Raw genomic sequence first — 23282 nt, forward strand, 5'->3', positions numbered from 1 at the left:
GATGCAGACTTGTCATTAACTGCCCACATCATTCCGATAACAATTTACTTACCAGTTGTCGTTTTTGTGATCTGAATTGTAGTACAACTATAATGTATTGTACTACCATCTGGTCACTGGATGATAAAGACCGCTCAGATTTGTACTTCAATGCTGGGGGTTTTTACGTCAACAGGGATACAGTAATGGCGGTAAACCGTTCAAAGGACCTTTTATGACCATTACGAAGACCGACCGCATCATCGTTACCCTCGGGCGACAGATCGTCAGCGGTAAATATGTTCCCGGCGCAGCGCTGCCTTCCGAGGCGGATCTGTGCGAAGAGTTTGAAACGTCGCGCAATATTATTCGCGAAGTCTACCGCTCCCTGATGGCAAAGCGGCTGATTGAGATGAAGCGTTATCGCGGGGCGTTTGTTGCCGCACGCAACCAGTGGAACTACCTCGATACCGAGGTGCTGCAGTGGGTGCTGGAGCATGACTACGATCCGCGCCTGATTAGCGCGATGAGCGAAGTCCGTAACCTGGTGGAACCGGCCATTGCCCGCTGGGCGGCCGAGCGGGCCACCTCCAGCGACCTGGCGCAAATTGAGGCGGCGCTCAATGACATGATCGCCAACAACCAGGACCGGGATGCCTTTAACGAAGCGGATATTCGCTACCACGAGGCGGTGCTGCAGTCGGTGCACAACCCGGTTTTACAGCAGCTGAGCGTGGCGATCAGTTCGCTACAGCGGGCGGTCTTTGAACGCACCTGGATGGGGGATGAGGGCAACATGCCGAAAACCCTGCAGGAACATAAAGCGCTGTTCGATGCGATACGGCATCAGGACGGCAATGCAGCAGAGCAGGCAGCGCTCACGATGATTGCCAGCTCAACCCAAAGGCTAAAGGAAATCACATGACATCACGCTATATCGCTATCGACTGGGGCTCAACCAATCTTCGCGCCTGGCTATACCAGGGCGATGACTGTCTGGACAGCAGGCAGTCCGAAGCGGGCGTCACTCGCCTGAACGGGCGGACATTCGAAGCGGTATTAGCGCAGGTGACCGAGGGCTGGGACGTCGACACCACGCCGGTCGTCATGGCCGGTATGGTCGGCAGCAATGCCGGATGGGTTAACGTTCCTTATTTGCCCTGTCCGGCGCGTCTGAGCGATATCGGTCAACAGCTCACCGCCGTCACCGATAACGTCTGGATTATTCCGGGCCTGTGCGTGGCGCAGGATGATAACCACAACGTGATGCGCGGCGAAGAGACGCAGCTGCTCGGCGCCCGTGAATTACAGCCTTCCTCTCTCTATGTGATGCCGGGCACGCACTGTAAATGGGTGCGCGTCGACGGCGAATCCGTCACCGATTTCCGTACCGTGATGACCGGAGAACTCCATCACGTCCTGCTTAAGCACACCCTGGTGGGTGCCGGATTACCGGAGCAGGTTGCCTCTGCGCAGGCCTTTGAAGCGGGACTAACCCGCGGCCTTGAATCCCCGGACCTTTTGCCTCGTCTGTTTGAAGTCCGCGCCTCGCACGTACTCGGTGCGCTGGCGCGTGAAGAGGTCAGCGAATTTCTCTCCGGTCTGCTGATTGGCAGCGAGGTGGCGAGTATGACCCGTCACGCCAGCCACGAGCAGGCCGTTACTCTTGTCGCCAGTCCCTCTTTGACCGCGCGCTACCAGCAGGCCTTTTTACTGGCCGGGCGAAGCGCATCGGCAATCAGCGGCGACGCGGCATTTCAGGCAGGCATAAGGAGCATCGCTCATGCAGTGGCAAAATAGACTTCCCCTTATCGCGATCCTGCGCGGCATCAAACCCGATGAGGCGCATGCCCACGTCGAGGCGGTGATTGCGGCCGGATTTGAAGCGGTCGAGATCCCGCTTAATTCGCCGAACTGGGAAGTCAGCATTCCCGCAATGGTGAAGGCGTTTGGTGATAAAGCGCTGATTGGCGCAGGTACCGTGCTCAAGCTGGAGCAACTGGAGCAGCTTGCCGCGATGGGCTGCACCCTGATGGTCACGCCCAATATCCAGCCGGCCCTGATTAGCCGCGCGGTGGAGCACGGCATGATGGTTTGCCCGGGCTGCGCAACCGCCACCGAAGCCTTTGATGCCATTAATGCGGGCGCACAGTCGCTGAAAATCTTCCCGTCATCGGCGTTTGGCCCGGACTATATCAAAGCCCTGAAGGCCGTTCTGCCGCCGGAGATCCCGGTGTTTGCCGTGGGCGGCGTCACGCCGGAAAACCTGAAGCAGTGGCTGGACGCGGGCTGTATCGGCGCCGGTCTGGGCAGCGATTTATACCGCGCGGGGCAATCCGTTGAGCGTACCGCGCAGCAGGCAGCCGCATTTGTTAAAGCGTATCGAGAGGCAGTGCAATGAAAATCACCAAACTCACCACTTACCGTTTACCTCCCCGCTGGATGTTCCTCAAAATTGAGACCGACGAAGGCGTTGTGGGCTGGGGCGAGCCGGTTATCGAAGGCCGTGCGCGTACCGTAGAGGCAGCGGTCCATGAACTGGGTGAATACCTGATTGGTCAGGACCCGGCGCGAATTAACGACCTGTGGCAGGTTATGTACCGTGCGGGCTTCTACCGCGGCGGCCCGATCCTGATGAGCGCCATTGCCGGTATTGACCAGGCCCTGTGGGACATCAAAGGTAAGGTGCTGAACGCGCCCGTATGGCAGCTGATGGGCGGCTTGGTACGCGACAAAATCAAAGCCTACAGCTGGGTTGGCGGCGATCGTCCGGCCGATGTGATCGACGGGATTAATACCCTGCGTAAAATCGGTTTTGATACCTTTAAATTAAACGGCTGCGAAGAGTTATCCCTGATCGATAATTCGAAGAAAATTGACGCAGCGGTTAATACCGTGGCGCAAATTCGCGAAACCTTCGGCAATGAGATTGAATTTGGCCTCGACTTCCACGGTCGCGTCAGTGCGCCGATGGCTAAAGTCTTAATTAAAGAGCTGGAACAGTATCGCCCGCTGTTTATTGAAGAGCCGGTGCTGGCCGAGCAGGCGGAATATTATCCGAAGCTGGCTGCGCAAACGCATATTCCGATTGCCGCCGGGGAGCGTATGTTCTCCCGCTTTGAATTTAAACGTGTGCTCGATGCGGGCGGCGTGGCCATTCTGCAGCCGGATCTCTCCCATGCGGGCGGTATTACCGAATGCTATAAAATCGCCGGAATGGCCGAGTCCTATGATGTGGCACTGGCGCCGCACTGCCCGCTGGGTCCGGTTGCGCTGGCGGCCTGTCTGCACGTCGACTTTGTTTCCCACAATGCGGTGTTCCAGGAGCAGAGCATGGGGATTCACTACAACAAAGGCGCGGAACTGCTCGACTTTGTGAAGAACAAAGAAGACTTCAATATGGAAGGTGGGTTCTTTAAACCGTTAATGAAGCCGGGTCTTGGGGTGGAAATTGACGAAGAGAAGGTGATTGAACTCAGTAAGAATGCCCCGGACTGGCGCAACCCATTGTGGCGTCACGAGGACGGAACGGTCGCCGAGTGGTGATGCTTGTCATATTTCACGCCACTGCGGCGTGAAGTATTTAGAGCATTAAAAAAGCTAAAAAAATAAATCTTTAAACACACCCTCTGTAATTTACAGGGCATGGTGAGGCGACTCGCTATGCCCAAAATCTGGAGACAGCCTGGATGGATATTTCAGTTACTGCTGCAAAACCAGGGCGTCGGCGTTATCTGACACTGGTGATGATCTTTATTACCGTTGTTATTTGTTATGTCGACCGTGCCAACCTCGCGGTAGCCTCCGCCCATATTCAGGAAGAGTTTGGTATTACCAAATCAGAAATGGGCTATGTTTTTTCCGCCTTTGCCTGGCTTTATACCCTGTGCCAGATCCCGGGCGGCTGGTTCCTTGACCGCGTGGGATCGCGACTGACCTACTTTATCGCCATTATGGGCTGGTCGGTGGCGACCCTGTTCCAGGGTTTTGCTACCGGTCTGATGTCGCTGATTGGCCTGCGTGCGATCACCGGTATTTTTGAAGCGCCGGCGTTCCCGACCAATAACCGGATGGTGACCAGCTGGTTCCCCGAGCATGAACGTGCCTCGGCGGTCGGTTTTTACACCTCTGGTCAGTTTGTTGGTCTGGCGTTCCTGACCCCGCTGCTGATCTGGATCCAGGAGCTGCTGAGCTGGCACTGGGTGTTTATCGTGACCGGCGGGATCGGCATTATCTGGTCGCTTATCTGGTTTAAAGTCTATCAGCCACCGCGTCTGACCAAAGGCATTACCAAAGCCGAGCTGGACTATATCCGCGACGGCGGCGGTCTGGTGGATGGCGATGCGCCGGTGAAGAAAGAAGAGCGCCAGCCGCTGACCAAAGCCGACTGGAAGCAGGTCTTCCACCGTAAGCTGGTGGGGGTCTATTTAGGGCAGTTCGCGGTTACCTCGACCCTGTGGTTCTTCCTGACCTGGTTCCCGAACTACCTGACCCAGGAAAAGGGCATCACCGCGCTGAAGGCAGGCTTTATGACCACCGTGCCTTTCCTTGCGGCTTTCTTTGGCGTGCTGCTGTCGGGCTGGGTAGCCGACCGTCTGGTGCGTAAGGGCTACTCGCTGGGCGTGGCGCGTAAAACGCCGATTATCTGCGGGCTGCTGATCTCAACCTGCATTATGGGCGCGAACTATACCAACGACCCGATGTGGATCATGGGCCTGATGGCGCTGGCGTTCTTCGGTAACGGCTTCGCATCGATCACCTGGTCTCTGGTGTCGTCTCTGGCCCCGATGCGTCTTATCGGTCTGACTGGCGGGGTATTCAACTTTGTCGGCGGCCTGGGTGGCATTACCGTACCGCTGGTGGTGGGCTATCTGGCGCAGGATTACGGTTTCGGTCCGGCGCTGATCTATATCTCCGTTGTTGCCTTCTTAGGCGCGCTCTCCTACATCCTGCTGGTGGGCGATGTTAAACGGGTAGGCTAACGTCCTGCCTTGCGTTACCCTGAGGCGATTACAGCGCCTCAGGGTCTCCTAATGAAGCAACTCACCTTCGCTCCCCGTCATCATCAGCTTACCAACACCAACGTATGGACACCGGACAGCCATTGGCTGGCCTTTGACGTCCGCCCGTCCGGCGCCTCATTTACCGGCAGAACTATCGAGCGGGTGAATGTCGACAGCGGTGAGGTCGAGGTGCTTTATACCGCACCTGAAGGTGCCCACGTTGGGGTTGTGACGGTCAGCCCTCAGGCCGAGGCCTACGCCTTTATCCACGGCCCGGAAAACCCGGATGCCGACTGGCACTATGATTTCCACCATCGCCGGGGCGTCGTGACCTGCGAAGGGCAGACTCGTAATCTGGATGCGATGGATATCACCGCGCCCTTTACGCCAGGCGCGCTGCGCGGCGGCAGTCATGTGCACGTTTTTAGTCCCGACGGGGAATATGTCAGCTTTACCTACAACGACCACGTCCTGCACGAGCGCGATCCGGCGCTGGATTTACGCAACGTTGGCGTTGCCGTGCCTTACGGTCCGGTCAGCCCGCAGAGCACTCATCCGCGTGAATATGCCGGGAGTCACTGGTGTGTCCTGGTCAGCCGGACCACCCCAACCCCGACGCCAGGCAGCGATGGGATCAATCGCGCCTATGAAGAGGGCTGGGTAGGCAATCACCGTCTGGCCTTTATCGGCGATACGCTGTCGGAAAAGGGCGAGAAGGTGCCCGAGTTGTTTATTGTCGATCTGCCCCGCGATGAGCAGGGCTGGAAGCGGGCCGGGACCGCGCCGCTTGAAGGCACGGAAAGTACCCTGCCTGCACCGCCTGCGGGCGTGGTACAGCGGCGGCTGACCTTTACCCATCATCAACCCTGGCCGGGACTGGCGACCACGCCGCGTCACTGGGTGCGCGCTAACCCGCAGGCGACGGAAATTGCGTTTCTGATGCGCGATAGTGCGGGCGTGGTGCAGCTGTGGTTGATTGCCGCCGACGGTGGCGAGCCGCGCCAGCTGACCCGCACCGCCACCGGTATCCAGTCGGTGTTTAACTGGCACCCTTCAGGCCGGGCACTGGGCTTTGTGCTGGATAACCGCATTGCCTGCTGCGATGCGCAGAGCGGCGAGATTCGTTTTCTGACGGTCGATCATGCAAACCCGCCGTCGGCGGATGCGGTGGTCTTTTCGCCGGACGGAACCCGTATTGCCTGGATGGAAGAGGTGGACGGTTTCCGCCAGCTGTGGCAGGCGGAAACAGGAGAGTAATCAGGGCATCGGGGCCGGTGGGATGGCGGCGTTTACCGCCTGGGTTTCCATTTCGCTCTTCTCAACCCGCGATTTGACCGAGCTGTCCGTGCGGTAGAAATCCCAGGGCAGCAGCAGGGTGTCGAGAAGGGCCGTAAAGGGGAAATCCAGCACCACCAGTGATTTGGTGCCCCAGCCATTTTCATCATCCGACATCATCTCGGCGCTGGCACGGGTGCCGGGCCAGGTGCCTTCCTTGCCGCCGGTGTGCGACATCACGCTTGAGCAGCCGCACAGAAGAATCATCCCACTGAATACCATCGTCTTAAAAAGAACGTTTATCATCATGATTTAATCATCGCTGTGGGTATCGGTGCGGCTGCTGACTTCTGTCGCCCGTAGCGGCAGTCGCAATTTAACAATTCATGCTGTCCCCCCAGTCTAAGCAATTAAGCAAAAACTGCAAAAAAAAAGTCGAATATCGCCCCTTGAAAGCCCCGGGAGAAGACCCATTTTAGGAAGGTAACCCGATAAAACAGCACGCCTGCGGGGTGTTGAGGGAACATCTGACCTGTCCATTATGGAAGGTTACTCTTTCTCGCTGATTTCAGGAGTCATGTAAATGCGTAACTTTGATCTTTCTCCGCTTTATCGTTCTGCCATTGGTTTCGACCGCCTGTTCAACCTGCTGGAAAACAATCAAAACCAGGGTGGCGGCTACCCTCCTTACAACGTTGAGCTGGTGGATGAAAACCACTATCGCATCGCCATTGCGGTCGCGGGCTTTGCCGAGAGCGAGCTGGACATTACCGCCCAGGATAACCTGCTGGTGGTAAAAGGCTCCCACGTCGCCGAGCAGAAAGAACGTACCTATCTCTACCAGGGTATCGCCGAGCGTAACTTCGAGCGCAAATTCCAGCTGGCGGAAAACATTCACGTTCGCGGCGCAAATCTGGTCAACGGCCTGCTCTATGTCGAGCTGGAGCGCGTGGTGCCGGAAGCCAACAAACCGCGTCGTATCGAAATTAACTAATTCTGTCGGATCTGCCCGCCGTAATGGGGGCTATTTAGCAAACCCTGAAGGTTTGCCGCTAACACTCGCTTCTCAGAAGGAGAAACACTATGCGTAACTACGATTTATCCCCGCTTCTTCGTCAATGGATCGGTTTCGATAAACTGGCCAGCACCCTGCAGGGTGCCGGTGGTGAAAGCCAGACTTTCCCGCCCTACAACATCGAAAAAAGCGACGATAACCACTATCGGATCTCTCTTGCACTGGCCGGTTTTAGCCAGCAGGAGCTCGATATCCAGCGTGAAGGCACGCGCCTGACCGTTAAAGGTACGCCAGCGAAACCGGACACCGAAACCCAGTGGCTGCATCAGGGCCTGGTGACCCAGCCGTTCACCCTGAGCTTTACCCTGGCGGATCATATGGAGGTGGCCGGTGCGACCTTTACCAACGGCCTGCTGCATATTGATATGGTGCGCAACGTGCCGGAGGCGATGGCCCCGCAGCGTATCGCCATTAGCGAACGCCCGGCGCTCAACAGCTAAACGCTGAAGCCTGAAGAAGCCCCGCTACGACGGGGCTTTTTTGTGCGCGATCGCCCATACATCCGCCTTCACCTCTGCCAAAATCCACACGGTTATTCCAGTTATTAACAGGGATGCGGCTATGAGTGATATAGCGTTGACGGTCAGCGTGCTCGCGCTGGTTGCCGTTGTCGGTTTGTGGATCGGCAATATCAAAATACGCGGTGTCGGCTTCGGGATCGGCGGCGTGTTATTTGGCGGTATTATCGTGGGCCATTTTGCCGACCAGGCAGGGATCGCATTAAGCAGCACGATGCTGCATTTTATCCAGGAATTTGGTCTGATCCTCTTCGTCTACACCATCGGGATTCAGGTCGGACCGGGGTTCTTCGCCTCGCTGCGCGTATCGGGCCTGCGGCTTAACCTGTTCGCCATTCTGATCGTGGTCCTCGGCGGGCTTATCACCACTCTGCTACACAAAATCTTTGCCATCCCGCTGCCGGTGGTGCTGGGGATTTTCTCCGGGGCCGTCACTAACACGCCCGCGCTGGGCGCGGGACAGCAGATTCTGCGCGATCTGGGCGTGCCTTTCGAGACGGTGGATCAGATGGGGATGAGCTACGCGATGGCCTATCCCTTTGGTATCTGCGGCATCCTGCTGACGATGTGGCTGCTGCGGCTTATTTTCCGCGTCAACGTTGATAGCGAGGCGGAGCAGTTTGATGCCAACAGCGGCAACGGCCAGGCGCATCTGCAGACCATCAACCTGCGGGTAGAAAACCCTAACCTGAACGACCTGGCGATCCAGGACGTCCCGGTGCTCAACAGCGATAAAATTATTTGCTCCCGGCTCAAGCGCGACGACATGCTGATGGTTCCGGCCCCCATGACTCTCCTCAAGCAAGGCGACCTGCTGCACCTGGTCGGGCAGCCGGACGATTTGCACAATGCGCAACTGGTGATCGGTAAAGAGGTGGAGACCTCCCTGTCGACGCGGGGCACCGATCTGCACGTCGAGCGGGTGGTGGTCACCAATGAAAAGGTGCTGGGCAAGAAAATCCGCGATCTCAACTTTAAGCAGCGCTATGACGTGGTGATTTCGCGCCTGAACCGTGCGGGCGTTGAGCTGGTGGCCAGCAGCCATGCCAGCCTGCAGTTTGGCGATATCCTTAACCTGGTCGGGCGGCAGGCCTCCATTGATGCGGTAGCCGCCGAAGTCGGCAACGCGCAGCAAAAGCTTCAGCAGGTGCAGATGCTGCCGGTGTTTATCGGCATTGGTCTGGGCGTTCTGCTCGGCTCGGTGCCTCTGTTTATTCCAGGGTTTCCGGTGGCGCTGAAGCTGGGTCTGGCGGGCGGGCCGCTGATTATGGCCCTGATCCTGGGCCGTATTGGCAGCATCGGCAAGCTCTACTGGTTTATGCCGCCCAGCGCTAACCTTGCCCTGCGCGAGCTGGGCATCGTGCTATTTCTGTCGGTGGTGGGGCTTAAATCGGGCGGTGATTTCGTGCAGACCCTGACCCAGGGCGACGGCGTGAGCTGGATTGGCTACGGGATCCTGATCACCGCCATTCCACTGCTGACCGTCGGCGTGCTGGCCCGACTGCTGGTGGGGATGAACTATCTGACCCTCTGCGGGATGCTGGCCGGGTCGATGACCGATCCGCCCGCGCTGGCCTTTGCCAACGGCCTGCACGGCACCAGCGGCGCGGCGGCGCTCTCTTACGCCACGGTCTACCCGCTGGTGATGTTCCTGCGCATTATTACTCCGCAGCTGCTGACGGTGCTGTTCTGGGGGTTGAGCTAGTCTTGCAATCGTAGAGTGCCATTACCGATAATGGCACCCTCATGCAGACTATCCCAGGAGAAAAGATGAAACTGTCCCGCCTCGGCGAAGCGCCGGATTACCGTTTTTCTCTGGCTAATGAACGTACTTTTCTGGCATGGATCCGCACCGCGCTGGGTTTTCTGGCCGCGGGCGTCGGTCTTGATCAGCTGGCGCCTGACTTTGCCACGCCGCTGGTTCGTGAAGTGCTGGCGCTGTTGCTCTGCCTCTTTTCCGGTGGGCTGGCGATTTACGGCTATCTGCGCTGGTTGCGTAATGAAAAAGCCATGCGTCTGAAAGACGATTTACCCTACACGCCCGGCCTGCTCATTATCGGTCTGCTACTGCTGGCGGTGTCACTGGTGGTGATGGTGCTGGTGTTCTATGCCGGATAGCCGTAAGGCCCGACGCTTGACGGACCCCGGCCTGCAGCCGGAACGCACGTCGCTTGCCTGGCTGCGCACCCTGCTGGGCTACGGTGCACTGATCGCGCTGGCCATCAAACATAACTGGCAACAGTCAGGGACTCCATTCTGGATTTCGCTCGCGGTTCTGGCGTTGGCGGCGATGATTCTGTGGCGCTATACCCGCAGCCGTACGAGGATGGATATCGCCAATAGTGATTTTTTACTGCCCTCGTCGGTGCGCGATAAATTTTTGATTGCCCTGGCTGTTCTGTCTCTGTCGCTACTTTTTGCCGTCAACCATCTTAGGGTGCTTCTGCTCCTGTTTACCGGTTAACGGCTTTTTGCCAGATACTGCGCCATTTCGATTTCCGGTACCATGCCGCCGCCGGTGGCCCAGACCAGATGCGTGGCGTTGTGCAGCTGCGCCGCCGTCAGCTCCTGCATTTGCTGATAGCCTGCGTCGGTCGTGGTGTACAGCGGTCCGGCCATGCCCGCCAGCGCCGACGGCTCCAGCTGAATGTGCTCTTCCTGCGCCAGCCAGCCGAGCATGTCGTACAGGCTCTGGTCATCGAGGGTATAAACGCCGTCCAGCAGTCGTGCCATCGCCCGACCGACAAAACCGGATGCGCGGCCCACCGCCAGACCGTCGGCGGCGGTCAGGTTATCAATCCCTAAATCCTGCACCGCAATACCGTCATGTCGCCCGGTATACAGGCCCAGCAGCATGCAGGGCGAGTGGGTCGGTTCAGCAAACAGGCAGCGTACATGATCGCCGAAGGCCAGCTTGAGGCCGAAAGCAACCCCGCCCGGTCCGCCGCCGACGCCGCAGGGCAGATAGACAAACAGCGGGTGATCGGCGTCCACCACGCGCCCCTGTTTTTCCATCTGCGCTTTCAGCCGCTTCCCGGCGGTGGCGTAGCCCAGAAACAGGGTGCGGGAGTTTTCATCGTCAATAAAGAAACAGTTCGGGTCCGCCTCTGCCGCTTTCCGGCCCTGCTCCACCGCCACGCCGTAATCCTGGGCGTACTCCACCACCTCTACGCCGTGCTCGCGCAGCTTCGCCTTTTTCCATTCGCGGGCGTCGGCGGACATATGCACCGTCACCTTAAACCCGAGGCGGGCGCTGATAATGCCGATAGAGAGTCCGAGATTACCGGTCGAGCCGACGGCGATGCTGTAGCCACCGAAAAATGCCCGGAAGTCGGGCGACATCAGCCTGGTGTAGTCATCCTCTGTGGTCAGCCTGCCTGCGGCCAGGGCCAGCTTCTCCGCGTGGGTGAGCACTTCATAAATACCGCCCCGGGCTTTAATCGACCCCGATATCGGCAGGTGACCGTCTTTTTTCAGCAGCAGGCTGCCGGGGATCGGCTGGTTAAATTCGCGCTCCAGCCGCTGCTGCATGGCCGGGATCGCCACCAGGTCTGACTCAATCAGCCCGCCAGAAGCGGCAGTTTCCGGAAACGCCTGTGCCAGCCAGGGGGCAAAACGGGCGAGGCGGGCATGGGCATCCTCTACGTCTTCCTGCGTCAGCCCCACGTAAGGCAGGCCTTCTGCCAGCAAAGTGGTGTAAGGGTTAAACCAGCGGGTTTCTTTCAGGGCGATAAGATCGTTCAGCAGGGGGAAGTTTTTTACTAACGCGTTGATTTCTGATGGAGTCATAGCGCGATCCGGTTCATTTCAGCGGCAGATTCAGGCTGTTCAGTGTAAACAGCCTGTCGCAAAATGTCTCTGCGGGAAGCCGGATTTTATGCCGCCTGAGGATGGCGAGGAAGACGTGACGCCAGCGGCAGCCAGCAGAGCAGGATCAGCAGTCCCATCAGGGTCATCAGCAGGCCAATGCTCGACTGGCCGGTTTGCGGCAGCATCGCTGAGAAGCCTGCCAGCAGGCCGGAGCCGATATTCTGCAGGCCGCCCACCAGCGCCCCGGCGGTACCGGCGAGGAACGGGAACGGCTCCATCGCGCCGCTGGTCGCCAGCGGAAACAGCATGCCTGCGCCGAAGAAGAACAGGGCGGCAGGAACCAGCAGGGTCCAGACGTTCATGATGCCCAGCAGGCCGGGGATTAGCATCATCAGGCCCGCCAGCAGGCAGCTGATCACCGATTGCCACATCAGGGTTGAGACGCGCCGTGACGGGCGTCCGGCGAACCAGGCCCCGAAAAACGCCGCCGGAATGGGCAGAATAAACAGGATACTGACCGTCATACTGCTCAGGCCCAGCACCGAGCCCATCAGCACCCCGGAGCAGGCTTCAAACACGGCAATCCCGGCCAGGCCGCCGATCAGCATCAGCAGATAGCAGTTAAAGTCGCCGTGGCCAAACAGCGTTTTATAGCTGGTGAGAAGCCGGGTGCGCGGGGCATCCTGCGGACGGGTTTCCGGCATCCAGCGGGCCATGCTGAAGGTGACGCCGATGCACAGCACCAGCAGGAAAGCGTAACAGGCGCGCCAGTTCCACACCGTATCGAGCACGCCGCCGATCAGCGGTGCCAGCAGCGGGCTGACCAGAATGCCCATATTCAGCAGGCTGTTCGCGTGGCGCAGTTGAGTACCCTGATATAAATCTCGCGGCAGCGTGCGGGCCATAACGCCGCCCACGCCGGTCCCCATCCCCTGCAGGGCGCTGGCGGTAATCAGCATCGTCAGGCTATGGGTGGTAATGGCCAGCAGGGTTGCCAGCATAAACACCGTCATTCCGAAGAGGATCACCGGGCGGCGTCCCAGTCGGTCGGCCAGCGGGCCGTACACCAGCTGGGACAGACCATAGGTCAGCAAATAGGCCGCCATCACGTGCTGAATTTCACCCTCGCGGACGTGAAAGTCTGCCGCCATGCCGTTCATCGCCGGGATCCAGATGGTTTGCGCCATCTGGCCGACGGCCACCAGCAGTACCAGCATTAACAGCAGCGAGAAATTCTTATGTCTTTTCATGATTTGCCGGTACGTCTTCAGGATGCGTTGAAGGATAAATTTCTGGTCAATTGCGAAAAAGCCAGAGGAATCTACCATGTAAAGAAGACATGGCAATGTTATGTGGCGTGAAAGGCGGGCTGTGGGAGGCAGGTTTTCTAAACAAGGCCCGGCAACAATTGTTGCCAGCGCGTAATGGCTTAATGTGATCGCCAGCGCATTTCTTCGCGATCGGACACAAACTGGTTGTCTGCGGTGAAAAGCTGTGTTTGTATAAATCCGGTTACTAACACAACAAAACAGGCCCCTAATGCACGCTACCCGTTCCGCACTGACCCTACTAAAAACCGCGCACAATGCCGCGGTGGTCGTCGTGCGTGTGGTGGTCGTCGTCGGCAATGCGCCGTAGGGTCCGGAACAACACGATTCCAAACCCCGCCGGCGCAAACCGGCGGGGTTTCTTGTTTTAGCCCCCCGGAAAGTCGGCCCAGAATAAAAAAGGACTGGAGCATGGCAAGTTCGGGCACAATCTCACAACCCACGCGCTATACCGGCGCAGAGTTAATCGTTCGCTTACTGGAACGGCAGGGCATCACCCAGGTTAGCGGTATTCCGGGCGGCACGGTACTGCCGCTGTATGACGCCTTAAGTCAGAGCCAGCAAATTCGTCATATCCTTGCCCGCCATGAGCAGGGCGCCGGGTTTATTGCCCAGGGGATGGCGCGCACCGACGGCAAACCGGCGGTCTGTATCGCCTGTAGCGGCCCGGGTGCGACCAATCTGGTGACGGCGATTGCCGATGCGCGTCTCGACTCTATCCCGCTGGTGTGCATCACCGGCCAGGTGCCCGCATCGATGATCGGTACCGATGCCTTCCAGGAAGTGGACACCTACGGCATCGCCATCCCGGTGACCAAACATAACTATCTGGTCCGCGATATCAGCGAGCTGCCGCAGGTGATCGTTGACGCCTTCCGCATTGCCCAGTCCGGCCGTCCCGGCCCGGTGTGGATCGATATTCCCAAAGATGTACAGAACGCAGAGATTGAGCTGAGTGAGCTGCCTGCGCCGGGCGAAAAAACGCCCGCCCCGGCATGCGACCCGCAGTCCGTTGCGGCGGCGGCGGCGATGATTAACGCCGCTAAACGCCCGGTGCTCTACCTGGGCGGCGGGGTGATCAATGCCGCCGAGCCGGTCCGCCAGCTGGCGGAAAAAGCCCACCTGCCCACCACCATGACCCTGATGGCCCTAGGCGTCCTGCCGAAGCGGCATCCGCTGTCGCTGGGCATGCTGGGGATGCACGGGGCGCGCAGCACTAACTTTATCCTCCAGGAAGCCGATTTGCTGGTGGTGCTGGGCGCGCGTTTTGATGACCGGGCGATTGGCAAAACCGCTGAATTCTGCCCGAATGCCAAAATTATCCATGTGGATATCGACCGCGCCGAGCTGGGTAAAATCAAACAGCCGCATATCGCCATTCAGGCGGATGTTGCCGACGTGCTGGCGGCTTTAACCCCGCAGCTGGATGCGAATCCGCGTGAGGAGTGGCACCAGCTGGTGGCCGATCTGCAGCGTGAATTCCCCGGCGCGATCCCCGAGGAAGCCGACCCGCTCAGCCACTACGGGCTGATTAACGCGGTAGCCGCCTGCGTCGATGACGAGGCGATTATCACCACCGACGTGGGTCAGCATCAGATGTGGACCGCTCAGGCCTATCCGCTGAACCGTCCGCGCCAGTGGCTGACCTCCGGCGGTCTGGGCACCATGGGCTTCGGCTTACCGGCGGCGATAGGTGCGGCGCTGGCGAACCCGCAGCGCAAGGTGCTGTGCTTCTCCGGTGACGGCAGCCTGATGATGAATATCCAGGAGATGGCGACGGCGTCCGAGCATAATCTCGATGTAAAAATCATCCTGATGAACAACGAAGCGCTGGGGCTGGTGCATCAGCAGCAAAGTCTGTTCTACTCCCAGGGCGTCTTCTCCGCCAGCTGGGCGGGAAGCCGCATTAACTTTATGCAGATTGCCGCCGGGTTTGGCCTGCACGCCTGCGATCTGAACGCTGCGGAGGATCCGCATGCGGCCCTGCAGGAGGCGATTTCGCGTCCGGGCCCTGCGCTGATCCACGTGCGCATCGACCCGCAGGAAAAAGTGTATCCGATGGTGCCGCCGGGCGCGGCCAATACTGAAATGGTGGGGGAATAAGCCATGCAACTACCGACTCATGACAACGTTATTCTGGAACTCACCGTGCGCAACCACCCGGGCGTAATGACCCACGTGTGCGGCCTGTTCGCCCGCCGCGCCTTTAACGTTGAGGGCATTCTCTGTCTGCCGCTGCAGAACACCGACCAGAGCCGTATCTGGTTACTGGTTAATAACGACCAGCGTCTGGAGCAGATGATCAGCCAGATCGACAAGCTGGAAGACGTGGTCCAGGTGATCCGTCACCAGACCGATCCTGGCGTCTTTAACAAGCTGGGGCTGTTTTTCGAATAATTGATCGGAGCGCGTCTTCCGCCTCTCGACAAGGCCCGGTTTACCATTATGATGGACGGCCTGAACGGTGGCGGGAGCGCACATGATTTGGTTAATACTGGCAACGCTGGTGGTGGTCTTTGCGATAGGATTTCGGGTGTTAACGTCGGGTTCACGGCGGGCTATTCGTCGTCTGAGTGAACGTCTGGGCGTCACGCCCATGCCGGTAGAATCGATGATCGATCAGATGGGGAAAGCCTCAGGCCACGAGTTTATTCGCTACCTTGAACGCCCTGACGAGGCGCATCTGCTGAATGCTGCGCAGGTCCTGCTGATCTGGCAGGTAGGGATTGTTGATGGCAGCGAGCAGAATCTGCAGTACTGGCACCGGTTGCTCAGCAAAGCCCGACTCTCGGCACCCTTAACCGATGGTCATATTCGGCAGGCCTTTGGTTTTTTGCGCGAGCTGGAGCCGGATATCCAGGAGTTAAACGCTTTTCAGCAGCGCTATAACACGCTTTTTATGCCTGAAGAGGGCGTTTACTGGCTGCACTGAGAAATAGCCACATTACCCTTTATAGTTGCCAAAATGTTAAGCATGTCACAATGGGAATGATACACTTCGCGACCGTACTGCAAGTTAATCACGCCAGGTGACAAATATGACGACCAATCCTCCTCCCGCTTTTGCGCAGGCACCCACCCGACCTAACTGGTCTGCGGTATTTGCCGTTGCGTTCTGCGTCGCCTGCCTGATCACCGTGGAGTTTCTGCCCGTCAGCCTGCTGACGCCGATGGCGCAGGATTTGGGCATTTCCGAAGGGCTGGCCGGGCAGTCGGTGACCGTTACCGCCTTTGTGGCCATGTTTGCCAGCCTGTTTATCACCACCGCGATCCGGACGACCGATCGCCGCTATGTGGTGATTATTTTTTCCATTCTGCTGACCCTCTCCTGTCTGCTGGTCTCCTTTGCCAACAGTTTTGCGCTGCTGCTGGTCGGTCGCGCTTTTCTGGGACTTGCTCTCGGTGGATTCTGGGCGATGTCCGCCTCGCTGACCATGCGTCTGGTGCCGGCCCGCTCGGTGCCAAAAGCGCTGTCGGTGATTTTTGGTGCGGTTTCGATTGCGCTGGTGATCGCGGCCCCGTTAGGCAGCTTCCTCGGCGGCATTATCGGCTGGCGACACGTCTTTAACGGTGCGGCGGTGATGGGCGTGCTCTGTATTTTCTGGGTCTGGCGGGCGCTGCCCTCGATGCCTGGCGAAGCGGCCCATCAGCAGCAAAATATGCTGGGGCTGCTGAAGCGCCCGGGCGTGCTGGCGGGGATGATCGCCATTTTTATGTCCTTTGCCGGGCAGTTCGCCTTCTTCACCTATATTCGCCCCATCTTTATGACCCTGGCGAACTTCAGCGTGGATGGCCTGACCCTGGTCCTGCTGAGCTTTGGTATCGCCAGCTTTATCGGCACCTCTCTGTCGGCGATGGTGATGCGTTACTCCGTCCAGGCGGCGCTGGCCTGCGCCCCGTTGGTTCTGGCGATCAGCGCCCTGGTGCTGGCGCTGTGGGGGCAGGATAAAATTGTCGCCTCGGCGATTGCGGTGATCTGGGGGCTGTCATTTGCCCTGGTGCCGGTGGGCTGGTCCACGTGGATCACCCGAACTCTGGCCGATCAGGCGGAAAAAGCCGGGTCTATTCAGGTGGCGGTGATCCAGCTGGCGAACACCTGTGGCGCGGCGGTGGGCGGCTATGCGCTCGACAACCTTGGCCTGCTGTCGCCTCTGGTGCTCTCCGGCATCCTGATGCTGCTGACCGCGATGCTGGTCACCTTCAAAGTCCGCGTGAAATAACCCTCTCTTTATCTGCGCGTGCGCTCGTCGCACGCGCCCCTTCGTGCAAAAGCCAGATCCCGACCAGCGGTATTGTGGCGTATGTCCCTACTACATAAGGGGAATATTCCGGGAAGATAATCAGGCGTAAGGTGAAACGCGTTTTCATTTATCCCGAAAAGGAGCCTGCCATGCCCGCCAGCAACCCGTTTACCGCCAAATGGAGCCGGGGAGGTAACCTGCTGTGTCACGGTCACTGGACCATTACCTGGCAGGGCGAGACGCTGACCTTACCGGAATCCCGGCGGGAGAAGGATATGGGAACCTGGGGGATCTATTCGATTATCGACCCGGAAGATGAAACCTTTGCCCAGGGTCTGGAAGAGGATGAGTGGATCATTGATAACGTCGACTGGGTGACCGATTTCTTCTTCGATCACGGTATTGCGCTGGAGAGTGAAAACTACCGCGCGTTTTACCGCGCGGTGAACCGGGACGACTGGCGCTGCACCAGCTGTGCCGGCTGTATGTAAACTCAGACGCGGGTTTTATTGCGCCGTGAATCCATGGCGATCAGCACCACCGAGGAGAGGATACATAGCGTGCCCAGCCAGTCCGGCAGGGTAAAGCTCACGCCCAGCAGCAGTACCGACAACAGTGCGCTGCTCAGCGGCTCGGTACAGCTCAGAATACTGGCCTTCGGGCCACCAATCATTTGTGCGCCCTGCAGGTACAGGCTGAACGTCAGCGCGGTACCGATCACCACCAGGTAGAAGAAGGCCAGCAGCACGTCGCCGCGTATCGCAATCCCCGCGCCCTGACCGGCAAAAAACGGCAGCAGCATAATCCCGGCAAAGGCCATACTCCAGCCCACCACCGGCAATGTCCCGTAGCGGGCAATCAGCGTGGAGGGATACGTGGTATAGAACGCAGCGGCAAAGGCGGAGGCGATCCCCCAGAACAGCGCCGCCGGTGATATAGACAGGGAAGTCGGGTTACCGTGGGTGACCAGCAGGAAGGTGCCGAGCAGCGACGTCAGAATGGCGGTAAATACCAGTGCGCCGGGGCGCTTTTTCAGCCGCAGAGCGAACCAGGCAACGATAATCGTCGGCGACAGAAACTGCAGCACCGTGGCGGTGGCGGCGTTGGATTTTTCGATGGTCACCAGGAAGGTGAGCTGTACGGTCAGGGCACCAAACAGGGAGAAGACCAGCAGGCTAATCGCATCTTTTCGGTTACGCAGGATCGCGAAAATCTTGTCGCCGTGAATCAGCGAGAGGGTCAGCAGAATAAAGCCCGAGAACAGCAGGCGGATCATGGTCAGGAACGAGGCACCGACCTGGCTTTTTTCCATAATAAACTGCGCACAGACGCCGGAGCTGCCCCACAGTACGGCGGCGATCAGAACGTACAGCATCCCTTTCTTGCTGGAACCCATTTTTTCCCCACAGATGTTTATCTTCTCTTTTATCGCGACGCATCATAGCACAGGGAAAGCCCAGGAAAGGCGGCTGCATACAGGTAGGATGAGGGGAAACCGCAGGCTATCGCGTGCGGTGGGTAATAAAACATTCGCTTTGAAACAGCAGGTAATCGAGATCCTTGAGCAGGCTGCGCAGGGCGCTAAAGTAGCTCGACCCGTTGTCGTGACGGCGCAGGCACTCATCGATTTTATTGCGAATATACTGGAAAGCGTGTTCATCCGGGCGAGCATGACAGACGTTTTCAAGAAAGCTCATAATACTGCCGGTTTCAATAAAGCCGTAGGGCTTAACGCGTTCAAGCAGGTCGCCCCGGCTCAGTGAAATTTGACTAAGAATATCTTCGACCGAGGGTCGATGACGAAACCTGCCTGCCGATATCATTCTATCCTCCTGAGTGTACTGTTGCACTGACGGTAGCACATCTATTTATGAGGATAATCAGTTAATTACATTAAATGATTTCTATTTAAAGGGTGTTTTAACTCTCTGCTGAATTATTAAAAAAGCCCTTTCACTGCAACAACAACCGTTCAACTTTTTTGTAAAAAAAGGTCCTGAATGGGTGCCGGGCGCGGCATTATCGCCTTGCCCGGAAGACCATCCCTGCGCTGGCCACCGTGAAGAGCGCGATAATCCACGCCATCGTCCAGGGCGTGCCGTCACTCATCAGCGCCAGCAGCAGAGAAGAGACGATCCCGCTGCCGTACTGCAGGGAGCCGATCAGCGCCGAGGCCGATCCGGCGATGGTCGGCACCTCATCCAGCGCGGCCGCGGTGGAGGTCGCGGCGATAATGCCGTTCATCGAGAAGTAGATAAACACCGTCACCACGATAGCGATAACACCCCCGACCTGAAATTTTACCGCTGCTGCCAGGCTTAGCGCCGCCACAGCCGCGATCAGGGTGGCGTATTTCAGCAGATGCTCCAGAGCATAGCGCTGCACCAGGCGGCGATTGACCACGCTCATCCCCATCACCCCGACAATATTCAGGGCGAACAGCCAGCCGTAGTGCTGAGGGTCGACGCCGTAGTAGCGGATATAGACGAACGGGGATCCGGCAATAAAGGCGTAGGCGGCGACGTAGTAGCACGTCAGACTCAGGGTGTAACGCATAAAGAGCCGGTTGCTGAGCAGCAGACGATAGTTATGGAAGGCACCGCGCAGTGATGCTTTGACGCGTCGTTCCTGCGGCAGCGTTTCCGGCAGCCACAGCAGTGAGAAAAACATCAGCACGCCGATCCCGGCCAGCAGCCAGAAGATAAGGTGCCAGCTGCCGAACCGGACAATCTGCCCGCCAATCAGCGGCCCGGCAATCGGGGCTATCGCCATCACAATCGTCAGAGTAGAGAGCATCTGTGCCGCCCGCGTGCGGCCGAACAGATCCCGGATCATCGCTCTGGCCAACATCGGTCCGGTACAGGCGCCCAGCGCCTGAAAGACGCGCCAGAAGACAATCTCGTTAATGGTGGTGGACCCGGCGCAGCCTACGGAGCCAATCACAAACAGCACCATGCCGATAAACAGCGGCGTCCGTCGTCCCAGATGATCGCTAATCGGACCCCAGATCAGCTGGGCGATAGCAAAGCCGATTAAAAAACCGGTGATGGTCAGCTCCACGTCGCCCTGCAATTCTGTCGCCATCACCGGCATCGCCGGCAGATAAATATCCGTCGACAGCGAGGTAAAGGCCATCAGGGCGCTGAGAATGGCAATAAAAAGCGGGCCGATAGCATCCGCACGGTTAGGGTTAGGCATAATATCCTGGCTGATTAAGAAGGGGAGACGGCAGGGAGTCGAGGCCTTATTTTACCCATCGGGCATCAGGAGAGTATCCAGGCAAAACAGATTGTGGTTATGAGCTGTAGTCATAAATAGAGGTAAAGCGATCCGGCTATTCGCCGATATAATCGTATACGGGAATGAGGGTCAGAGGTTGTGTAGGTTATTTAACCAGGGAAAAGTATATGAAAAGAGGTTATTCGCTGTCCGTTGCTCTGCTCTTCTTGCTCTTTGTTAACCGGGCCTGGGCTGAAGAGGGTGGGACTGCGCCGAATATCATCGAGCAGTCTGATGGCATCATCTGCCATGCGGGGAGCAATGAAGCGGAAGTCGTGTTTGATATAGGCTTTATCGTCACCTGTTTTTATCCTGATAGCGACCTGCTCACGACGTATAAAAAATATCGTGAAGAGTATAAAGAAGACCGCATCCTTAAGCTGTTGAAAGAAGAGATCAGTCCGGGTAAGAATGCACGCGTGGAGATCGCCGCCGATTTTGTTTATACGTATACATGGGCGTCGGAACATGAGCTGGAGGTTGAGATTTTCCAGCCTGGCGGCATCACAACGTTAGAGTTTCAGCAAAAAATGTCCGGTACCACGGTGAAAAACATCTCATCCCCGGACTAACCGGAGCCTGAGATCGTGAAAATAAACATCGCCGTGGGCGGTCTGCTGGCGCTGGCCTCGCTGCCGGGCATGGCCGTACCGCCGGAAACCGATGCAGAGCACCCTGATAATGAACGGTGTGCATGGGTGCTCGATACGCTGGTCTCCACCAGTAGCCTGCCGTTGCTTGTCACATCCGGCATCGACCCGAGTAGCGTCAGGGCTGATATTGACCGGCGCGAAGGGCAGCGACTTATCGCCCAGGTCTCTTTTCCCGTGACGCCCGATCCGGAAACGCCGGGTGCGGGACAGCTCGGCTGGGTGCAGTACGATCCCGACAGCGGCGTACTGGACGATATCACGACCGATCCGAAAAAACCGGAGGCGCTCGATTTTGACCGCCGCTATGTCCAACTCTATGCGGGCTGTCTCGAGCAGAAACCCATGTACAGCGTTATCGGCAAGGGGCGGCTGACGTTCTATCAGAACCCGGAATTAACCAATCCCGTTCCCGGCGTCTTTATCCTTCCCGATGAGCCGGTTCGCTGGCTGGTGGCAAAAGAGAGTGCCGCCCGCGTTCGTTATCAGAGTCGCGACGGACGCATTTACCTGGGCTGGGTGCCGTCATCCCGGCTGAAGGTGATTGATTTTAACCGACAGAAATAACGACGTGACGCGCAATATAATGATAAAAAAATGCCGCTACGGGGTAGCGGCATTTTACGGGCTATTTCACATATCTAAGCCCTGAAACGTTCAGCAGAAAATCAGAAACGGTAGCCAATATTCACGTTGAAACCGTTTATTGCCACGTTGTCATTATATTTTACCTGGGTGCCTTCATATCCGGCACTGACTGACAGGTATTCTGTTGGATTAATAATGACCCCCGCACCATAAGCAAATGAGGTCTTACTTTCGCTGGAACTCTCTGAATACTGCGTGCTCCAGGTTGTTGAGTCTTTCAATTTTGTGTGCGCCAGTCCGGCAAGCGCATAAAGACTGATATAGTCATTAATGCGATAACCCGGGCCCGCCATCAGTGAATAATATTTGACATCGACTTTTCCATTATATTCAGTAGTCATGCCACCATCGTTCGACTCTGAATACGTATCATCGCCTTGCATATAGCTGAATGAGCCGATAACGCTAAGCGGGGAATCCCACTCATAGCGATACTGAACATTAATCCCGCGGATATCCTTAAAATCCTCCACTTTACTCTGCGCATAACCCATTGATACGGTATGGTTATCGGCCAGTGCGTAAGTGCTTGCTAACAGGCCTGTACACAGTAACGCGGCTGCGGTGATTTTAAATTTCATCATTTTCTTGTTCCCTTTTTAATATATAAATTTCCTGCGACTCTACGCAGGGTTTTACTACCTTTATCTAAACCAGGAATCGCTGGTGCGCTTCCTGGTTATTTGGCCGAGGATGACATGACGATGGTCTTAAAAAACATTATTCAGACCCCCTCACAGCCAACTCTATAGCGCTTCCAGACTGGGATTAGTACGCTACTTTATTTCTTCTGGCCCTGACGCATTCAGCAGTCCCAGGCCCTGTTTAAATTTCGTGGTCTTAAGCTGGAAGGACTTTGCGACACCGTGTTCATCAACGGGAATACGCAAAATAGTGACATCAGTAGTCGCACTGCCCGCCAGCCCTTCAATCAGGCCGCCCACATTCGGGATCCAGCCATACTGGCTTCTGCTGGCATCGGCATAGATATAGAGCATGACCCGATCACCCTGTGCATCCCAGGTATTGTCATTTGGCTGACCATATTTCTGCTCAATCTGCTGGCGAGTGGTCTGCCCGGCCACGATAACCTTCGCCAGATCTGAATCGGTCAGGCTGCTGACAAAGCTGAAGTCAGTGGTGACCCGGAATCTGAGCACGGTGTGTTTCACCGCAACGTTGTTCTCCACCAGAACGCTCAGCACCGTAGTATCTTTTGTAAAACCGGCGCTCCAGGTGCGATACCAGTTCATTACCGTCCGGCCCTCGGGAAGAGGCTCCACAATGGGTTTATCTTCGTAGATGCTACGTAGCTCGGCCACCGTGGTTTTACCATCAATAATTGAGCGATCGATTTCAGCCAACTCTTTACCCGCCAGCGGTCCGGCGCTGGGGAATAACGAACAGCCGGAAAGGGTCAAGGCTATGAGCAGAAGACAATATTTTAGATGTTTCACAGTAATCCTTTTTGTGGGA

The 23282-nt window shown here is 57.3% G+C and carries 26 protein-coding genes, 1 pseudogene and 1 other annotated feature; of the genes and pseudogenes, 19 read left to right on the top strand and 8 right to left on the bottom strand.

The annotated features are described in order from the left end of the window. Nucleotides 1–214: 214 nt before the first annotated feature. The 6 genes and pseudogenes from dgoR to EDF81_RS18360 all read left to right on the top strand — a co-directional run bounded on the left by dgoR (nucleotide 215) and on the right by EDF81_RS18360 (nucleotide 6239). The gene (gene dgoR, locus EDF81_RS18335; RefSeq protein WP_123349608.1) at nucleotides 215–904 is read left to right on the top strand and encodes a D-galactonate utilization transcriptional regulator DgoR; all 690 of its coding nucleotides are present in this window, start codon (nucleotides 215–217) and stop codon (nucleotides 902–904) included. After that, a complete protein-coding gene (locus tag EDF81_RS18340) occupies nucleotides 901–1779 on the top strand; it encodes a 2-dehydro-3-deoxygalactonokinase (protein ID WP_123349609.1) in 879 nt (292 codons plus the stop codon). The genes dgoR and EDF81_RS18340 overlap by 4 nt, the downstream gene beginning before the upstream one ends. Beyond that, nucleotides 1763–2380: a 2-dehydro-3-deoxy-6-phosphogalactonate aldolase gene (locus EDF81_RS18345; RefSeq protein WP_123349610.1), complete on the top strand. Its 618-nt coding sequence runs from the start codon at nucleotides 1763–1765 to the stop codon at nucleotides 2378–2380. Before EDF81_RS18340 ends, EDF81_RS18345 begins: the two co-directional genes overlap by 17 nt. Next, nucleotides 2377–3525, top strand: a complete 1149-nt coding sequence (gene dgoD, locus EDF81_RS18350; protein WP_123349611.1) for a galactonate dehydratase — start codon at nucleotides 2377–2379, stop codon at nucleotides 3523–3525. The genes EDF81_RS18345 and dgoD overlap by 4 nt, the downstream gene beginning before the upstream one ends. 99 nt (nucleotides 3526–3624) lie before the next feature. After that, nucleotides 3625–4961, top strand: a pseudogene (locus tag EDF81_RS18355) (MFS transporter). Between the two features lie 51 nt (nucleotides 4962–5012). Beyond that, nucleotides 5013–6239, top strand: coding sequence for a DUF3748 domain-containing protein (locus EDF81_RS18360; protein WP_123349613.1), 1227 nt, complete (start codon nucleotides 5013–5015; stop codon nucleotides 6237–6239). Here EDF81_RS18360 and EDF81_RS18365 read toward each other — a convergent pair whose 3' ends face one another. Next, a complete protein-coding gene (locus tag EDF81_RS18365; RefSeq protein ID WP_123349614.1) occupies nucleotides 6240–6566 on the bottom strand; it encodes a YceK/YidQ family lipoprotein in 327 nt (108 codons plus the stop codon). A gap of 207 nt (nucleotides 6567–6773) precedes the next feature. Beyond that, nucleotides 6774–6847, top strand: a sequence feature (ROSE (Repression Of Heat Shock gene Expression) occurs in the 5'-region of heat shock genes and acts as an RNA thermometer to modulate expression.). Between EDF81_RS18365 and ibpA the strand changes: the two genes are divergently transcribed. The 5 genes from ibpA to EDF81_RS18390 all read left to right on the top strand — a co-directional run bounded on the left by ibpA (nucleotide 6841) and on the right by EDF81_RS18390 (nucleotide 10314). Next, nucleotides 6841–7251: a small heat shock chaperone IbpA gene (ibpA, locus tag EDF81_RS18370; RefSeq protein WP_123349615.1), complete on the top strand. Its 411-nt coding sequence runs from the start codon at nucleotides 6841–6843 to the stop codon at nucleotides 7249–7251. Its footprint overlaps the feature before it by 7 nt. An 89-nt stretch (nucleotides 7252–7340) precedes the next feature. Continuing rightward, nucleotides 7341–7772: a small heat shock chaperone IbpB gene (gene ibpB, locus EDF81_RS18375; protein ID WP_123349616.1), complete on the top strand. Its 432-nt coding sequence runs from the start codon at nucleotides 7341–7343 to the stop codon at nucleotides 7770–7772. Nucleotides 7773–7893: 121 nt separating this feature from the next. Further along, the gene (locus EDF81_RS18380) at nucleotides 7894–9555 is read left to right on the top strand and encodes a putative transporter (protein WP_123349617.1); all 1662 of its coding nucleotides are present in this window, start codon (nucleotides 7894–7896) and stop codon (nucleotides 9553–9555) included. A gap of 65 nt (nucleotides 9556–9620) precedes the next feature. Then, nucleotides 9621–9968, top strand: a complete 348-nt coding sequence (locus EDF81_RS18385; protein ID WP_123349618.1) for a YidH family protein — start codon at nucleotides 9621–9623, stop codon at nucleotides 9966–9968. Then, on the top strand, nucleotides 9958–10314 hold the full coding sequence (locus tag EDF81_RS18390; RefSeq protein WP_123349619.1) for a DUF202 domain-containing protein: 357 nt from the start codon (nucleotides 9958–9960) through the stop codon (nucleotides 10312–10314). Before EDF81_RS18385 ends, EDF81_RS18390 begins: the two co-directional genes overlap by 11 nt. Here EDF81_RS18390 and dsdA read toward each other — a convergent pair. Together dsdA and emrD are read right to left on the bottom strand one after the other, a co-directional pair. Continuing rightward, a complete protein-coding gene (gene dsdA, locus EDF81_RS18395; RefSeq protein WP_123349620.1) occupies nucleotides 10311–11639 on the bottom strand; it encodes a D-serine ammonia-lyase in 1329 nt (442 codons plus the stop codon). The genes EDF81_RS18390 and dsdA overlap by 4 nt on opposite strands. A gap of 86 nt (nucleotides 11640–11725) precedes the next feature. Next, complete coding sequence (gene emrD / locus EDF81_RS18400; protein ID WP_123349621.1) at nucleotides 11726–12910, bottom strand: multidrug efflux MFS transporter EmrD; 1185 nt, start codon at nucleotides 12908–12910, stop codon at nucleotides 11726–11728. A 289-nt stretch (nucleotides 12911–13199) separates the two neighbouring features. Here emrD and ivbL point away from each other — a divergent pair, with 289 nt between their 5' ends. From ivbL to EDF81_RS18430, 6 genes are all read left to right on the top strand, one after another. Then, nucleotides 13200–13298 (top strand): ilvB operon leader peptide IvbL, encoded by a 99-nt coding sequence (gene ivbL, locus EDF81_RS18405; RefSeq protein WP_123349622.1) that lies wholly within the window; start codon nucleotides 13200–13202, stop codon nucleotides 13296–13298. Nucleotides 13299–13399: 101 nt separating this feature from the next. Next, a complete protein-coding gene (gene ilvB / locus EDF81_RS18410; protein ID WP_123349623.1) occupies nucleotides 13400–15091 on the top strand; it encodes an acetolactate synthase large subunit in 1692 nt (563 codons plus the stop codon). 3 nt (nucleotides 15092–15094) lie between these two features. Further along, on the top strand, nucleotides 15095–15385 hold the full coding sequence (gene ilvN, locus EDF81_RS18415) for an acetolactate synthase small subunit (RefSeq protein ID WP_123349624.1): 291 nt from the start codon (nucleotides 15095–15097) through the stop codon (nucleotides 15383–15385). Between the two features lie 82 nt (nucleotides 15386–15467). Next, nucleotides 15468–15920, top strand: a complete 453-nt coding sequence (locus EDF81_RS18420) for a DUF1198 domain-containing protein (RefSeq protein WP_123349625.1) — start codon at nucleotides 15468–15470, stop codon at nucleotides 15918–15920. 106 nt (nucleotides 15921–16026) lie between these two features. Beyond that, the gene (gene nepI, locus EDF81_RS18425) at nucleotides 16027–17208 is read left to right on the top strand and encodes a purine ribonucleoside efflux pump NepI (RefSeq protein WP_123349626.1); all 1182 of its coding nucleotides are present in this window, start codon (nucleotides 16027–16029) and stop codon (nucleotides 17206–17208) included. Nucleotides 17209–17378: 170 nt separating this feature from the next. Continuing rightward, the gene (locus tag EDF81_RS18430; RefSeq protein ID WP_123349627.1) at nucleotides 17379–17720 is read left to right on the top strand and encodes a hypothetical protein; all 342 of its coding nucleotides are present in this window, start codon (nucleotides 17379–17381) and stop codon (nucleotides 17718–17720) included. A gap of 2 nt (nucleotides 17721–17722) precedes the next feature. Here EDF81_RS18430 and EDF81_RS18435 read toward each other — a convergent pair whose 3' ends face one another. From EDF81_RS18435 to EDF81_RS18445, 3 genes are all read right to left on the bottom strand, one after another. Further along, on the bottom strand, nucleotides 17723–18625 hold the full coding sequence (locus EDF81_RS18435) for an EamA family transporter (protein ID WP_123349628.1): 903 nt from the start codon (nucleotides 18623–18625) through the stop codon (nucleotides 17723–17725). A gap of 106 nt (nucleotides 18626–18731) precedes the next feature. Then, nucleotides 18732–19052 carry a hypothetical protein gene (locus tag EDF81_RS18440; protein WP_123349629.1) on the bottom strand — a complete coding sequence of 107 codons (321 nt, stop codon included), beginning with the start codon at nucleotides 19050–19052 and terminating at the stop codon, nucleotides 18732–18734. 196 nt (nucleotides 19053–19248) lie between these two features. Next, complete coding sequence (locus EDF81_RS18445) at nucleotides 19249–20427, bottom strand: multidrug effflux MFS transporter (protein WP_123349630.1); 1179 nt, start codon at nucleotides 20425–20427, stop codon at nucleotides 19249–19251. 209 nt (nucleotides 20428–20636) lie between these two features. On the opposite strand from EDF81_RS18445, the gene EDF81_RS18450 reads away from it, so the two are divergent. Then, nucleotides 20637–21080 (top strand): hypothetical protein, encoded by a 444-nt coding sequence (locus tag EDF81_RS18450; protein ID WP_123349631.1) that lies wholly within the window; start codon nucleotides 20637–20639, stop codon nucleotides 21078–21080. A gap of 15 nt (nucleotides 21081–21095) precedes the next feature. After that, nucleotides 21096–21725: a hypothetical protein gene (locus EDF81_RS18455; RefSeq protein WP_123349632.1), complete on the top strand. Its 630-nt coding sequence runs from the start codon at nucleotides 21096–21098 to the stop codon at nucleotides 21723–21725. A 101-nt stretch (nucleotides 21726–21826) separates the two neighbouring features. Here the strand turns inward: EDF81_RS18455 and EDF81_RS18460 are convergent, their stop codons facing one another. Next, nucleotides 21827–22390 carry an Ail/Lom family outer membrane beta-barrel protein gene (locus tag EDF81_RS18460; protein ID WP_404851501.1) on the bottom strand — a complete coding sequence of 188 codons (564 nt, stop codon included), beginning with the start codon at nucleotides 22388–22390 and terminating at the stop codon, nucleotides 21827–21829. Between the two features lie 192 nt (nucleotides 22391–22582). After that, complete coding sequence (locus EDF81_RS18465) at nucleotides 22583–23263, bottom strand: hypothetical protein (protein WP_123349633.1); 681 nt, start codon at nucleotides 23261–23263, stop codon at nucleotides 22583–22585. Nucleotides 23264–23282: the final 19 nt, after the last annotated feature.

Source organism: Enterobacter sp. BIGb0383 (assembly GCF_003751845.1).
In the GTDB taxonomy this organism is placed as follows: domain Bacteria; phylum Pseudomonadota; class Gammaproteobacteria; order Enterobacterales; family Enterobacteriaceae; genus BIGb0383.

Coding starts and splice junctions, on each gene's coding strand:
- dgoR (WP_123349608.1), top strand. CDS start 215: ATGACCATTACGAAGACCGACCGCATCATCGTTACCCTCGGGCGACAG.
- EDF81_RS18340 (WP_123349609.1), top strand. CDS start 901: ATGACATCACGCTATATCGCTATCGACTGGGGCTCAACCAATCTTCGC.
- EDF81_RS18345 (WP_123349610.1), top strand. CDS start 1,763: ATGCAGTGGCAAAATAGACTTCCCCTTATCGCGATCCTGCGCGGCATC.
- dgoD (WP_123349611.1), top strand. CDS start 2,377: ATGAAAATCACCAAACTCACCACTTACCGTTTACCTCCCCGCTGGATG.
- EDF81_RS18360 (WP_123349613.1), top strand. CDS start 5,013: ATGAAGCAACTCACCTTCGCTCCCCGTCATCATCAGCTTACCAACACC.
- EDF81_RS18365 (WP_123349614.1), bottom strand. CDS start 6,566: ATGATGATAAACGTTCTTTTTAAGACGATGGTATTCAGTGGGATGATT.
- ibpA (WP_123349615.1), top strand. CDS start 6,841: ATGCGTAACTTTGATCTTTCTCCGCTTTATCGTTCTGCCATTGGTTTC.
- ibpB (WP_123349616.1), top strand. CDS start 7,341: ATGCGTAACTACGATTTATCCCCGCTTCTTCGTCAATGGATCGGTTTC.
- EDF81_RS18380 (WP_123349617.1), top strand. CDS start 7,894: ATGAGTGATATAGCGTTGACGGTCAGCGTGCTCGCGCTGGTTGCCGTT.
- EDF81_RS18385 (WP_123349618.1), top strand. CDS start 9,621: ATGAAACTGTCCCGCCTCGGCGAAGCGCCGGATTACCGTTTTTCTCTG.
- EDF81_RS18390 (WP_123349619.1), top strand. CDS start 9,958: ATGCCGGATAGCCGTAAGGCCCGACGCTTGACGGACCCCGGCCTGCAG.
- dsdA (WP_123349620.1), bottom strand. CDS start 11,639: ATGACTCCATCAGAAATCAACGCGTTAGTAAAAAACTTCCCCCTGCTG.
- emrD (WP_123349621.1), bottom strand. CDS start 12,910: ATGAAAAGACATAAGAATTTCTCGCTGCTGTTAATGCTGGTACTGCTG.
- ivbL (WP_123349622.1), top strand. CDS start 13,200: ATGCACGCTACCCGTTCCGCACTGACCCTACTAAAAACCGCGCACAAT.
- ilvB (WP_123349623.1), top strand. CDS start 13,400: ATGGCAAGTTCGGGCACAATCTCACAACCCACGCGCTATACCGGCGCA.
- ilvN (WP_123349624.1), top strand. CDS start 15,095: ATGCAACTACCGACTCATGACAACGTTATTCTGGAACTCACCGTGCGC.
- EDF81_RS18420 (WP_123349625.1), top strand. CDS start 15,468: ATGATTTGGTTAATACTGGCAACGCTGGTGGTGGTCTTTGCGATAGGA.
- nepI (WP_123349626.1), top strand. CDS start 16,027: ATGACGACCAATCCTCCTCCCGCTTTTGCGCAGGCACCCACCCGACCT.
- EDF81_RS18430 (WP_123349627.1), top strand. CDS start 17,379: ATGCCCGCCAGCAACCCGTTTACCGCCAAATGGAGCCGGGGAGGTAAC.
- EDF81_RS18435 (WP_123349628.1), bottom strand. CDS start 18,625: ATGGGTTCCAGCAAGAAAGGGATGCTGTACGTTCTGATCGCCGCCGTA.
- EDF81_RS18440 (WP_123349629.1), bottom strand. CDS start 19,052: ATGATATCGGCAGGCAGGTTTCGTCATCGACCCTCGGTCGAAGATATT.
- EDF81_RS18445 (WP_123349630.1), bottom strand. CDS start 20,427: ATGCCTAACCCTAACCGTGCGGATGCTATCGGCCCGCTTTTTATTGCC.
- EDF81_RS18450 (WP_123349631.1), top strand. CDS start 20,637: ATGAAAAGAGGTTATTCGCTGTCCGTTGCTCTGCTCTTCTTGCTCTTT.
- EDF81_RS18460 (WP_404851501.1), bottom strand. CDS start 22,390: ATGATGAAATTTAAAATCACCGCAGCCGCGTTACTGTGTACAGGCCTG.